The sequence below is a fragment of the Prolixibacteraceae bacterium genome, assembly GCA_019856515.1.
Lineage (GTDB): Bacteria > Bacteroidota > Bacteroidia > Bacteroidales > Prolixibacteraceae > Halosquirtibacter > Halosquirtibacter xylanolyticus.
In genome coordinates, this window is sequence record CP082230.1 from 1,925,894 (window position 1) to 1,939,764 (window position 13,871).

Below are 13,871 nucleotides of genomic sequence, written 5' to 3' on the forward strand. Positions count from 1 at the left end.
TCACAACTACTTATTTTTATACACAGCTTGAAATTTCATAGATGCATGAGTTCCATCACAGAAAGGCTTATTAGAAGATTCACCACAACGACACAGTGTAAATTTAGGGCGCTTTTCATACTCCATATCCTTATCTAATGATCTTATTGATTCCGCATTGGTCACTCTCAGAGGACCACTACATTGATATTTCTGATCTTCGATATAGGCAATTTCGAAATCGAAATCTTCAGACACCCTCTCTTTAGATTCACTATCCCATAACACAAGTCTGCCAGAAGGACAATTCTTCACTTGATCAATAGGTATTTTAAGTCCTTCAGGGTCATCTAACTCCTCTACGAGCTTCCACACACTACCATAAGTATCACAAAAACGAGCAAATGAACAGAATTTAGATACATCTGTCAAAATAAACTTAGGACCATCAATTTCATCATAACGACTTAGATAAGATGAAAATGAAGCAGTCTCATGTCCATTAAATTCAGATTGAATATGAGAACCATCACAATAAGGAGCATTCTTTGATCTACCACAACGACACAAAGCAGGATCATCAACAATTTTTGACTCTCCTTCATTCCAACCTATCGAATTACCCTCCTCGTCACATCTTATTTCAATTGGCGTAAGTTTCACCTTCCCTTTAACTAAGTATGGGCCATTCTTAGCTACTTCTACTGAAAATTTCATCGCAAATACATTTAACAAGTTACACAAATCATCTACCCTCGATTAGATGAACAAGCTAAATAAACAATCCAACGATGGTTAAGCTTACTCACTCGAAGATCTAGGATAACTATCAAACATACAATGGATAACGATTGTTTGTATTATTTACACTATTAACATTTACATAGTATAAATTCACAGTAATGATATGCCAATGGAGTCAATTAGATCGAAATTAATGATTACATTCTACTCCTATATAGTTACAAGCAAACTCAACACAGTACAGTACACTCCATACATATAGACATTATATCTTTGTATCACCCCCATATTTTTATAGATTTTAAAAACATCTATGTCCCTATTTCATTATAAATTACACCCACAAATAGAGAAGATATATTCACCATCATAATGGAACAAAATATACACAGACCACACTTCACAAAATCACCCAGACAGAGTTTAATTTACACTACCGTAATATACCTCAGACAGAATTTCAACAGTAGATCGACAAATGAGGATCAGGGAAACTATTTGCTGTAATAGTGATAATTTACTTTTACACCACCGAGGACTATTAATTTGCTATTTACAACCGATGAGGTCCTTGTCATATACAATGGGGTTTAATCGACAAATTGCCAGCACGGACAAAGACCAATTAGAAGATTTCGTGCATAATGTAAAAAAATGTGGCCCCTTGAATATATCAAGAGGCCATATTTAGGCTTGCATTAATTAATTGGTAATATTTCCCGACTACATGTTGTAAGGATTGACGAGTTGATAGGATTGCATCAATTATTGAACAGGTGAATCGTTCCTTGTTGAACACGAGGTTCATCATCACGACCTACAGCCTCTAAGGTGTAGAAATAGACTCCTGAATTTAATGTTTTTCCATTATAAGTACCATCCCACTCTAGTACATGATAGTCCTCAAATGCCATATTAGATAGAGAAGCGCTATAGATCTTCCTTCCCCAACGATTGTATATAAAGAACTTTAGTGTTTTCAATGATTTTGCTTCAATTTTCAACACATCATTAAGTCCATCACCATTTGGTGAAAATGCTTCTGGGACTTTAAGGGTCGAGGCAACAATCTTAAGATGGGGATCTAATCTAAAAACCGCTTTACACAGATGACCATTCCTCGTTCTTTGGGCTTCGAGTTGAATCATATAGGAACCCGGAGTTTCATAAGTATATTTCGGTGCTATAGACTCTGTACGATACATGGATGAATCATATTCCGCAATAAGATTATTTGCCGTTTCATTCTTCAATACTTCATCCGACTTGTAGAGTGTCCAAGCATATATCTCATCATCATTTTTCGACTCATTTACGAATGCTACAACAAGAGGAGCCATAAACTCAGCTTCACCATCTTGGTTTGTAGTATAACTAAATTTGACGTCAGGTAATAATGCCTCATATTTTACACTGTTGTTTATATCACGACCAAACTCATCGGTGTAGAGTAAATTATAATCGGAATCGACTCTAGGTAGGTCATAAATGGTTGCATATGGTTGTGTTGAGATCCCTTTAGAGGCCAATGTCCACGCATATTTAGGGTTAGAGTTCTTTCGAACTGGCACAGAAGTCGTAGGATCAAAATATTCCACATGAGAAGCACCATTCAAAGTAGAGACGAGACGAAATGAACTACAGTCACTATCTAATATTTCCGTTTTAACCGTAGCATCCACACGAAACACCCAGAAATAGGTTTCTTGCAGCATACCTGTAGCATTAGAAGCGACGACACGATAGTATCCATCCGTAGTATTTAACAATTGACTCACTCCCGCTCCTGATAATAGAATCGATTCAAAATTATTTGTTGTACCATTCCATTTAAACCATTCATAAGAGATCGCACCTGAATAGGTATAGTTAAAATTCCCATCTACCTCATTAAAGAAATAGATATTATCAACACGTGTTGTAGTTGGATATGTTGTTTCGACAAGAGCACTACTGTTATTCGAAGACAATTGTGCAAAACAGAATGTCTTTACACAAAGAGTTAAGAAGAGTAGAAGCGATAATTTCCTCATAAAAAAGCTTATTTTAATATCTATATACCAAAAGTATAACGAAAAAAAAGAACAATTCGTGTAATTCAAGGTTCGTTTTAAAGAAATAATTATATTTGTAGCTCAGACTTCATGATTGACACCACGATATTGAAAAAATTGGCTCTTAATATTTAATTATTCACAAGCCATATGGTGTCGTCATTTTAACACAAGCTACTTCTGATTATTGGAACCTACGGATGTTGGATTTTGAATTTTTTAAAATAAACTAAGTGTACGATTATCTTGAAACCTTGAATACTCCGCAGAGAAATGCGGTTGAAAATATTGATGGACCAACTTTGGTTATTGCTGGTGCTGGATCAGGAAAAACAAGGGTATTGACCTATCGAATAGCACACCTTGTCAATAAAGATATTAGTGAAAAAAACATTTTGGCGTTGACTTTTACCAATAAGGCAGCAAGAGAGATGAAAGAGCGGATATCAGATGCGGTTGGGGAAGAGAGGGCAAAGAACTTGTGGATGGGAACTTTTCATTCAATTTTCTCCAAGATACTCCGAATAGAAGCGGAAGCCATAGGATATCCATCAACCTTCACTATTTATGATACACAAGATGCGAAGAGTGTTATTAAAAGCATCATCAAGAACAAGAAATTAGACGATAAAATTTATCGACCTTCGGTGGTTCAAAGTAGAATTAGTACTGCAAAAAACAACTTAGTTACTCCCAAGAATTACATCAATAATAAAGATATAAAAGAGGCGGATAAGATTAAACAAATGCCACAGCTTGGAGCCATATACTTGGAGTATACAAGACGCTGCAAGAAGGCTGGAGCAATGGACTTTGATGATCTTCTTTTGGAAACAAATATACTGTTTAGAGACCATCCTGATATTTTAGAAAAATACCAAAAAAGATTCAAATACATTCTTGTAGACGAGTATCAAGATACCAACTTCTCACAATACCTTATCATTAAAAAACTTGCGGCATTAAACAAGAATCTATGTGTGGTAGGTGATGATGCACAGTCGATCTATTCCTTCCGAGGAGCAAAGATTGAGAACATATTGAACTTCAGAAATGATTACCCTGAGTATAAAACATTTAAACTAGAGCAGAACTACAGGTCGACACAGACCATCGTTGAAGCTGCAAATAGTGTTATTAAGAAGAATTCAAATCAGATTCCAAAGAAGACCTACTCTGAGAATGAGATTGGTGAGCGTATTCAACTCTTTTATACACTAACGGATAATGAAGAAGGTATAGAAGTTGCAAGGAAAATTACTCAGGTTAAAAGAGATAAAGGTTATAATTATGAAGATTTCTCTATCTTATATCGAACCAATGCTCAGTCGCGAATCTTTGAAGAGTGTCTAAGAAAGAGAAATATTCCATATAAAATCTATGGTGGTTTGTCTTTCTATCAACGAAAAGAGATCAAAGATGTATTAGCCTATTTTAAACTGATCATCAACACACAAGACGATGAATCGTTAAAGCGAATCATCAACTTTCCCACAAGGGGTATCGGTGCAACCACCATGAGTAAGTTAGAGAATGCAGCAGCATTCCATGACTTAAGTATCTTTGAAGTAGCGTCCGATGCACATCACTGCCAGCTTGCAGGACTTAACGCAGGGGCGTTTAAGAAAGTCCAAGCTTTTATTGAGATGATCAATGAGATGTCATCGAAATCTAATATGATGAATGCTTTCGAGATGGCAGAAATGGTTTGTGAGAAGACCAAAATTCTTGAAGAGTACGATTTTAATCACAACCCTGAAAACAAAGGAAAGACTGAAAATATTCAAGAACTGATTAATGGAATTAAAGATTTTACCGATAATTCGATGGAAGAAGGAAAATCTTTCTTAATTTTAGACTATATATCGGAAGTTGCACTGTTAACAGATCAAGACACACAAAATGGTGAAGATACTGATCGTGTGACATTAATGACGGTACACTCATCTAAAGGACTCGAGTTTAAGAATGTTTTTATAGTTGGGATGGAAGAGAAACTATTCCCATCGATTAAGGAAACATCATTAAACGTTCAAGAATTAGAGGAAGAGAGAAGACTCTTCTATGTTGCAATAACAAGGGCAGAAACGAACTTGTGGCTCTCTTTTGTAAAACAAAGATCTAAATGGGGCAAAATTGAGTTTTGTACTCCAAGTCGTTTTCTATCGGAGATTGACACTCAATATGTAAAGATGCCACTAGAGTCAGAGAGTGAGATCTTTATTAAGAGAAAAGAGACACAACGAAAACGTCTAGAAAAACACCAATACGGACACCTAGAAACGATAGAGTCAACCGTAGACAATATAAAAGGGGTTCGATTATCAGGGAAGATCAAACGCATGGAAGATCTTGCTAAAATGAATGATAAAGTAGTAATTGGAGCAGATCCGAACAGTTTAACCCCCGATACTAGAGTAAAACATCAACGATTTGGTATTGGAATTATACAAGCAATAGAAGGCGAACAAGCAAACAAAAAAGCGGTAATTTTGTTTGAAGAACATGGAGCGAAGACGCTGCTACTACGTTTTGCCAAACTACAAGTTCTAGATTAAAGGAAAATACATAAAGACTTATATACAATAGTTGGTTGTTTCCCCCAGAAACAGACCATACAACTACATTACTTTTTAAATGGAATACAATTCGAGTAGAAAAAGACTAATTATGCCTGAATACGGTCGAAATATCCAAAAAATGGTCGATCAACTTTTAGACATACAGAACAAAGAGCACAGAAATGCAGCGGCACAAACGATTATTGATATCATGGGTAACATGTATCCTTATCTACGTGATGTACCTGATTTTAAACATAAGCTATGGGATCACATTGCGATCATGTCAAACTTTACTTTAGATATTGACTCTCCGTATCCCCTTCCTACCAAAGAATCACTTTCAGAAAAGCCAAAGAAGGTTCCATACCCACAGAAAAGAATCAAGAAGAAACATTATGGGCACCTAGTAGATCGTATGATCGAAAAGGCGTTGGAATTTGAAGATGGCCATGAAAAAGAAGAGTTGATTAAATCTATTGCAAACCATATGAAAAAGTCATACTTCTCTTGGAACAAGGGAGTTGTAAATGACGAGCAGATTGCAGCAGATTTAAAACAGATGTCTAATGGCAAGCTGATACTTAATGATATTAAACTATCGGAAACACGAAAGTTTACGAACAACAGTACCACCCGTAGAAAAAGTTATCATCAGGATAACAAGAAACAGTATAAAAAGAGCAATCATCAAGGCTATAAAAAGCAAAAATAGTATCACATATAGCGGATTAAGCTACCAAAAATCTTAGAATCAATGGCAAAATTTGTAATTGAAGGGGGACACTCTTTGTCTGGTGAATTGACTCCTCAGGGAGCAAAAAACGAAGCACTTCAGATTATTTCGGCAGTATTACTAACTTCAGAAGAGGTTTTTATTGAGAATATACCAAATATACGTGACGTCAATAAACTGATAGAAATCCTAGAAGACTTAGGGGTCAAAGTGAAAGACATGGGCAATAAGACCAAATCTTTTATTGCCGATGAGATCAACTTAGATTACCTAGACGGTGAAATATTTAAAGACAAAGCTTCCAGCCTACGTGGTTCTATCATGTTACTTGGCCCATTATTAGCAAGATTTGGTAAAGGAAAGATGCCGAAGCCAGGAGGTGATAAAATTGGGCGTAGAAGAGTAGACACACACTTCCAAGGTTTTCAAGAGATGGGTGCTACATTCTCTTTTGAAGCAGAAGAGAGTTTCTTCTCTATCACTGCAGACAAACTATATGGTGTAGATATTCACCTTGAAGAGGCATCTGTAACTGGAACCGCCAATATTGTTATGGCTGCTGTTCTTGCAAAAGGACGTACCACTATTTACAATGCTGCTTGTGAACCATATTTACAACAACTTTGTCGCATGCTAAATAGTATGGGGGCTAAGATTGAAGGAATTAAATCGAACTATTTAATTATTGAAGGAGTTGAACGATTAGGTGGATGTACCCACCGAATGCTACCTGATATGATTGAGATAGGAAGTTTTGTCGGCTTAGCTGCCATGACAGGTTCAGAGATCCGCATCAAAGATGTATCATGGGAGAACTTAGGAGTGATACCACGTACATTTGAGAAGTTAGGTATCAAACTTATCAAGGATGGAGATGACATGGTGGTTCCTAAGCAAGATTCATACGTAATAGAATCATTTATTGATGGATCTATTATGACGATAGCTGATGCACCATGGCCAGGACTTACTCCCGATCTACTTAGTATTATTCTTGTGGTTGCAACGCAATCTAAGGGAAGTGTGTTAATACACCAAAAAATGTTTGAAAGTAGACTCTTCTTTGTAGATAAACTTATCGATATGGGGGCACAAGTAATCCTATGTGATCCACACAGAGCTACTGTAATTGGCTTGGATAAACAGCAGGCACTCAGAGCAACCAATATGGCATCACCAGACATTAGAGCAGGGGTTGCATTGTTAATTGCTGCACTCTCAGCAAATGGAACTTCGACCATCTCCAATATTGATCAGATTGACAGAGGTTACGAAAACATCGACCAAAGGTTACAAGCAATTGGTGCAAAAATTACAAGAGTAGAAGAATGAAAAAGATAGTCATCTTCATATCAATCCTTCTCATGTCCATACAGGGATATTCAATACGAAATGTAGAGAAAGAAGGAGTTAAAGTTGGACAGATAGCACCAAATATTGTCTTAAAAGATACGAGTAGAGATGAGGTAAAACTAAATAGTCTTCGTGAAAATATAGTTCTAGTTCATTTCTGGGCATCATGGTGCCCTAGTTGTCGAAAAGAGAACAGTAAATTAGTTCAAGTTTACAAGAAGTATCGAAGTAAGACGTTTACTCAAGGTGAAAAGTTTGAGATCTTTGCCATCTCTCTAGATAAAAAAGAGAAATATTGGAAAGACGCCATTAAGAAAGATCAACTTTTTTGGGATTACAATGTTTGTGACTTCAAGGGTTGGTATGGAACATATCCAAAGAGATACAAGATTAATGCTATTCCCAATAACATATTAATCAACGGTAAGGGAATCATTATCGCAAGAGACTTGAATTGCAAAGAGCTAGAGAAAAAGCTTGAATGCATGTCAAAATAACAAAGTGACATGTCCTTATATAAAATCTACGCCATTATAACATACTTTGTCAACAAGAACATGACAAAGTATGCATTAATGGCATTGTGGCAAAATTTTTGTACTGCTGAGAGCAAAAAATAGACAATAATTATGACTGATAAGAAGGTACATACTGAAGAGCAAGAAGAAATCAAAGATATAAATCAAGAAGGTGTAGAGAATACCAAAGATTCTGAAGCAACAGATGCTAATGAGGAAGTTAAAGATGGTGCGACTACAACTGAGACGGAATCAAACGATGTGGAGAAACAATTAGCAGAACAAAAAGACAAGTATATGCGTCTTTCTGCTGAATTTGACAACTACAGAAGAAGAACTCTGAAGGAGAAAATGGACCTTACTAAATCTGCTGGAGAGAAAGTTATCGTCGATATCCTTCCTGTAGTAGATGATGTTGAAAGAGCTATCTCTGCAATCAATGTGACTGATGAAAATAGAAATGTTTTTGAAGGAGTTGAGTTGATCTATACTAAACTGAAAGACTTCTTAAAAAAGAATGGTGTTGTTGAACTAGGTAGCGTAGGTGATGTGTTTGATACAGATCATTATGAAGCACTTACTAAAATTCCTGCACCTTCAGAAGACCTAAAAGGTAAAGTTGTTGATGTAATCGAAAAAGGATATACATTGAATGATAAAGTTATTCGTTTTGCTAAAGTTGTCATAGGAGAATAAGATGAGTAAACGTGATTATTATGAAATACTTGGGGTGTCCAAAAGTGCATCTGAGTCTGAAATAAAGAAAGCATACCGTAAATTAGCGATCAAGTATCATCCGGATAAAAACCCTGATGACAATGAAGCTGAGGATAAGTTTAAAGAAGCTGCGGAAGCTTATGACATCTTAAGCAACCCTGAGAAGAAACAGAAGTATGATCAGTTTGGACATGCTGCATTTGAAGGAGGAGCTGGCGGTGGCGGTGGCTTCGGTGGTGCAGGTATGTCTATGGATGATATCTTCTCTATGTTCGGTGACATCTTTGGCGGTGGCGGCGGAGGTGGCTTCGGCGGATTCAGTGGATTTGGTGGCGGAGGATCAAACTTCAGTAGAAACAAAGGCTCAAATCTGCGTGTTAGGGTAAGACTTAACCTAAAGGAAATTGCCGAAGGTGTTGACAAAAAGATAAAAGTCAATAAATATATTAAATGTGGTACTTGTTCAGGAACAGGTGCTAAAGATAGTAGTGCATTCCACACTTGTGCTAAATGTAGTGGCACAGGTCGTGTCACGCAAGTAGTGAACTCATTCTTGGGTCAGATGCGTACAGAAGCAGTATGTCCTGACTGTGGAGGAGATGGCAAAACCATTACCGACAAATGTAAGGATTGTCATGGAGAAGGAATCGTTAAAGGAGAAGAGGTAATTCACGTTCATATTCCTGCGGGAGTTGCTGAAGGAATGCAGTTAAGTGTTTCGGGTAAAGGTAACGCAGCAAAAAGAGGTGGAGAACCTGGAGATCTTCTTGTTGTAATTACAGAAGAAGAACATCCAGAACTGATTCGAGATGACAACGATTTAATTTATAATCTCTATACCACATTCCCAAATCTTGCACTAGGATGTGATGCCGAGATACCGACTATTGATGGTAAGGTAAAGGTTAAACTAGAAGCAGGTACGCAACCAGGTAAAATTCTTCGTCTTCGTGGCAAAGGACTTCCTGATGTGAATGGCTATGGCAAAGGAGACTTGCTTGTTCAAGTTCATCTATGGGTACCAAATAAACTCAACAAAGAGGAACAAGAACTACTTGAGAAGCTAAGCACTCTACCTAATTTCAATAAAAGTCCAAGAGAAAATAAGAGTTTCAAGGACAAGTTGAAAGACATGTTTAAATAAATAAAAAAGGCGTTCAATCAATGAACGCCTTTTTTATTTATTACATCGAAAAAGTTAATAATCACTCTCTCTTATTTGCAACATTAATTGTTCTCAATGGAATATTCTTTAGCAAATGCTTCTCTTGCTTTGTAAGCCTTGATAAGGTCTCACGAAAAGAGATAATATCATATTCACTTACTCCATCATCAATATCCTCTGATAAACTTAATAATGATTGTATATCACTATTAAGGTTCTTCATCAATTCGATGGATTTTCTCTCCTCCTCATCAATTCCGTCCTCTCTATATCCTTCAATTAAATGAAAAGGTACTTCTTGATTTAAGTACAATTTGGAAATGGATTCCAGTTGATCACGCAAATTCATCACATCGAGTTCTGTAATAGCACAATCAACTTCATTCTCAAGACGATAATTCATATCAACAGAGTGTAAAAGGTTCCTAAATGTTTTATCATTCAAATCAGACAAGAAGAATTCAACTTCTTTCTCTAATTCGAAATCACTAATAGACTGACACATAAAAATATCAACAAAAATACACAACAGCTCAGCAGCCTCTACAGGTTGCCAAACTCGTCATCGTTCTGAATACTCTTTACAAGGTATTCCTTACAACGAAATTTTCTTTTCTTAGCGTACTGCTCACTACTATAATTCATTAAACGGGCAATCTCCTTTAGTGGAACCTTCTTTAGAAAAAGAGACATTAACTTTTTACAATCTTCCCCCATTAAGTCAAAATGCTTTTGATACAGACGATAGCGTTCATTTTTTTGAATCACCTCCTCCATATCATCTTCTAATTCAAAAGAAGCAAACTGAGAATCACCAACTAACTCTTCAGAAAAACGATCACGCTTCTTCAACTCTTTAAGCCAAAGATTACGACACACAGCATAAAGATATGTATCAAAACTACAAGTCAACTCAAAATCACCATCTTGAATCTTTCTGTATATTACGATTAACGATTCCTGAAAGACGTCGCTAGCATCTTCTTCCGTTCCACTATTATTTTGAATATAGTATGAAATCACTTTAAAATAACTACGATACAGGGAGTGAAGAACCGCATGGTTCTGTGTCTTAATACCATAAATTATTTCATCATTAGCAAATTTAGCCATATTCTACAGTTTATACCCAAAAGGGTACATAGGTACCCTTTTGAGATAAAAATAATTTACTATTTTTTATGCAATCGTTTGACATGTATCACTTCACAAAAGAGAAAAGACGCTTCCATCTGATATTATCAGGAAAACCCTTAAACTTATCCACAGAAAACCATACAAATACCGCTTTTCCAACAACATGATCTTCAGGAACAAATCCCCAATAGCGTGAATCTGCTGAATTATGACGATTATCTCCCATCATCCAATAGTAGTTGAGCTTAAAGGTATAACTATCAGCAGGAGCATCATTGATGAGTATTTTACCATCTTTAACTTCCAACTTATTCCCTTCATAAGTCTCAATAATACGATGATATAGTGGTAGATTGTCTAATGTCAAAGTCACTTTAGCCCCCTTCTTAGGCACATAGATAGGTCCATAATTATCTTCGTTCCATGGATACCTACTATCAAATGGGAATAGTGACAAACTAGGTTTCTGTGCCTCATATTTAATGATAGACTTGATACCCTTATACGCTTTAAGTTTATCAACCATCTCAGACGTCAGAGGCATTTGATAGACTACCCCATTGGTAGAGATATCATCTGGAGAGACTCCTATTTCATCTAGAACCTTTGGATTAATACGAGATCCATTAGTACGTAATTGATACTCATATTGTAAGTTCTTGACATCATCTTGCTGTTGCCCATTGATAAATGCGACACCATGTTTCACTTGAAGAGAATCACCAGGCAGAGCAATACATCTCTTAATATAATGCTCACGCTTATCCACAGGACGATGAAGTATATCTCCAAATACTCTTTTATTGCTATTTACCTCTTTCCAACCATAGGCACGTACGAGTTGGTAATAACTTTGGTTTTGCATTTTAGATGCAACAGTATCGCCATCAGGATAATTAAATACCACAACATCATTGCGTTTCACATCACCAAAGCCCTTAAGACGATGATATGGCCACTCTACTGCTTCAGTAAATGCTGGGGTCGATTCCGTAAAAGGCAAGGTATGATGCACCAATGGAAAAGCAACGGGAGTGTTAGGCACTTTTGGACCATAACTTACTTTACTCACAAATAGGTAATCACCTACAAGCATTGATTTCTCCATAGATGAAGTGGGGATGGTATAAGCTTCAATAAAGAATGCTCTTAAGAATGTTGCTGCAATAACTGCAAATATAATTCCATCTACCCACTCTTCGGTCTTAGTCATTTTCTCACCCTCGGGACGACGCTTCTTCCAAAAAGTCCAATTCACTTTTTGAGTAACGTATAGATCAAAAATAATCAAAAGTCCAGGAAGAAGATAGAAATTCCCTAACCATAGTAACCATAAGAGATAAAGAATCGAGTAAACGATGAATTTTATGAAACCTTTCTTATTCTCTCTGATTTTTTCTTGAATAAAACTCATTGGGTCTCTGTGTAAATTAGGTTTATAAATTAAGTAGGTCGCGCATATTTAATGCTCCCTTCTTATCGAAAGCAAATTCAGCAGCAAGCACTGCACCGAAAGCAAAACCTTGTCTACTTTTAGCGCTATGTGTAATCACAATTTCGTCTACTTCTGATTCATATTTCACGGTGTGGATTCCTGGCACATCCCCACGTCTTTCCGCTTCAATATGTAGTTGCTCTTCTTTAGGAGCGTCCAATGTCCATGATGTTTTACGATCCACAGTTTCAAAGATACCCTCAGCTAAAGTTATAGCTGTACCACTAGGGGCATCCAACTTCTGTGTATGGTGTACCTCCACCATGTCAACATCATAGTCAGGAAAACGATTCATCATTTGCCCAAGCTTCTTGTTGAGCTCAAAAAACAAATTAACACCTAGACTAAAATTAGAGGCATAGAAGAAAGTTCCATCTTTCGCTTTCATCTGTTCTATAACCGCTGCTTCTTGGTCTAACCAACCTGTTGTTCCACTCACCACTGGTACCCCAGCATCAAAACATAAATTGTAATTCTTAACTGCAGAAGCTGGATTTGTAAATTCAATGGCTACATCCAATCCCTCAAGATCCTTTGATGTAATACTATTTGCATTTTGTTCATCAACAACCAAGGCTATCTCATGACCTCGATCTAAACAAATTTTCTCGATGGTTTTCCCCATCTTTCCGTAACCAATCAATGCTATTTTCATATCTGAATCTTGAATCTGTTTTATCTTAAACTACTCGTTCAACGATCAATATTTTTCTACTATATAGATTTGGATCGCAAAGCGGTAATAAAATTACAAATATATGCATAGAAAAATGGGACAAAAAGAAAAATTAACAATAGTTCTTTTAGCCCCACTTCGTATTTGAAATCAAATATTATCTACGTTCTGAGTCTTTCAACTCTTTCTCGAAAGTCTTTTTAAACTTCTCATAGTCATAATCCAAACGAAGCTTCGCATCGTTTGACATCTTATCATATATTGGATTCAACAATTCATCGATTCCAATCTCAAAACATAGGTACGTTTTATAAGTTCCTTTTTTTGTTTTAGTAATCTTTTCACAGATGGTTCTATAACCTGATATTTTTTGATTGATCACCTCACGTGAAAGTCCTTCATACCTTCTTTGTACTTCTTCAGATTTAGCTGTAGACTTTGAACTGTAGTAATTATCCACAACGGACTTGAAACTCACTTCAATCTTCGAAGACAACTCTTCCAAAGTATTTGTTCTTGCCATTCTTTTTGACATTACTTGATCTGTACTTTCACCAAGAGAACTGGCACGAATAAGCTTGTCTGTTGATCGATATGAATCACCAGAACAATAAGTAGTCAACAAAACCTCTTCTTCCGAAGAGCTCTTCACAACCTCTTTGGATGATTTACATCCAACAAAAAATAATACTGCGACCACTAAAAGAGGAAAAAACTTTAAATTCTTCATATTCAT

The 13,871-nt window shown here is 36.4% G+C and carries 13 protein-coding genes; 6 read left to right on the forward strand and 7 right to left on the reverse strand.

What is annotated here, in order from left to right; genetic code table 11:
• Nucleotides 1-6 precede the first annotated feature (6 nt).
• On the reverse strand, nucleotides 7-696 hold the full coding sequence (locus tag K5X82_06780; protein QZT38592.1) for a CDGSH iron-sulfur domain-containing protein: 690 nt from the start codon (nucleotides 694-696) through the stop codon (nucleotides 7-9).
• A 788-nt stretch (nucleotides 697-1,484) separates the two neighbouring features.
• Nucleotides 1,485-2,756 carry a gliding motility-associated C-terminal domain-containing protein gene (locus K5X82_06785; protein QZT38593.1) on the reverse strand — a complete coding sequence of 424 codons (1,272 nt, stop codon included), beginning with the start codon at nucleotides 2,754-2,756 and terminating at the stop codon, nucleotides 1,485-1,487.
• 254 nt (nucleotides 2,757-3,010) lie between these two features.
• On the opposite strand from K5X82_06785, the gene K5X82_06790 reads away from it, so the two are divergent.
• From K5X82_06790 to dnaJ, 6 genes are all read left to right on the forward strand, one after another.
• Nucleotides 3,011-5,335, forward strand: coding sequence for an exodeoxyribonuclease V subunit gamma (locus K5X82_06790; protein ID QZT38594.1), 2,325 nt, complete (start codon nucleotides 3,011-3,013; stop codon nucleotides 5,333-5,335).
• 79 nt (nucleotides 5,336-5,414) lie between these two features.
• Nucleotides 5,415-6,053, forward strand: coding sequence for a DUF4290 domain-containing protein (locus K5X82_06795; protein ID QZT38595.1), 639 nt, complete (start codon nucleotides 5,415-5,417; stop codon nucleotides 6,051-6,053).
• 42 nt (nucleotides 6,054-6,095) lie between these two features.
• Nucleotides 6,096-7,406, forward strand: a complete 1,311-nt coding sequence (gene murA / locus K5X82_06800) for a UDP-N-acetylglucosamine 1-carboxyvinyltransferase (GenBank protein QZT38596.1) — start codon at nucleotides 6,096-6,098, stop codon at nucleotides 7,404-7,406.
• The gene (locus K5X82_06805) at nucleotides 7,403-7,924 is read left to right on the forward strand and encodes a TlpA family protein disulfide reductase (protein ID QZT38597.1); all 522 of its coding nucleotides are present in this window, start codon (nucleotides 7,403-7,405) and stop codon (nucleotides 7,922-7,924) included. Before murA ends, K5X82_06805 begins: the two co-directional genes overlap by 4 nt.
• A gap of 132 nt (nucleotides 7,925-8,056) precedes the next feature.
• Nucleotides 8,057-8,641 carry a nucleotide exchange factor GrpE gene (locus K5X82_06810; GenBank protein QZT38598.1) on the forward strand — a complete coding sequence of 195 codons (585 nt, stop codon included), beginning with the start codon at nucleotides 8,057-8,059 and terminating at the stop codon, nucleotides 8,639-8,641.
• 1 nt (nucleotide 8,642) lies between these two features.
• Entirely contained in the window at nucleotides 8,643-9,806 is a 1,164-nt protein-coding gene (dnaJ, locus tag K5X82_06815) for a molecular chaperone DnaJ (protein QZT38599.1), read from the forward strand.
• Nucleotides 9,807-9,867: 61 nt separating this feature from the next.
• Here the strand turns inward: dnaJ and K5X82_06820 are convergent, their stop codons facing one another.
• The 5 genes from K5X82_06820 to K5X82_06840 all read right to left on the reverse strand — a co-directional run bounded on the left by K5X82_06820 (nucleotide 9,868) and on the right by K5X82_06840 (nucleotide 13,865).
• Nucleotides 9,868-10,332 (reverse strand): hypothetical protein, encoded by a 465-nt coding sequence (locus K5X82_06820; protein ID QZT38600.1) that lies wholly within the window; start codon nucleotides 10,330-10,332, stop codon nucleotides 9,868-9,870.
• A 38-nt stretch (nucleotides 10,333-10,370) separates the two neighbouring features.
• A complete protein-coding gene (locus K5X82_06825) occupies nucleotides 10,371-10,940 on the reverse strand; it encodes a sigma-70 family RNA polymerase sigma factor (GenBank protein ID QZT38601.1) in 570 nt (189 codons plus the stop codon).
• A gap of 88 nt (nucleotides 10,941-11,028) precedes the next feature.
• Nucleotides 11,029-12,378, reverse strand: a complete 1,350-nt coding sequence (gene lepB / locus K5X82_06830; protein ID QZT38602.1) for a signal peptidase I — start codon at nucleotides 12,376-12,378, stop codon at nucleotides 11,029-11,031.
• 22 nt (nucleotides 12,379-12,400) lie between these two features.
• Nucleotides 12,401-13,114 (reverse strand): 4-hydroxy-tetrahydrodipicolinate reductase, encoded by a 714-nt coding sequence (dapB, locus tag K5X82_06835; protein QZT38603.1) that lies wholly within the window; start codon nucleotides 13,112-13,114, stop codon nucleotides 12,401-12,403.
• Nucleotides 13,115-13,292: 178 nt separating this feature from the next.
• Nucleotides 13,293-13,865 carry a hypothetical protein gene (locus K5X82_06840; GenBank protein ID QZT38604.1) on the reverse strand — a complete coding sequence of 191 codons (573 nt, stop codon included), beginning with the start codon at nucleotides 13,863-13,865 and terminating at the stop codon, nucleotides 13,293-13,295.
• Nucleotides 13,866-13,871: the final 6 nt, after the last annotated feature.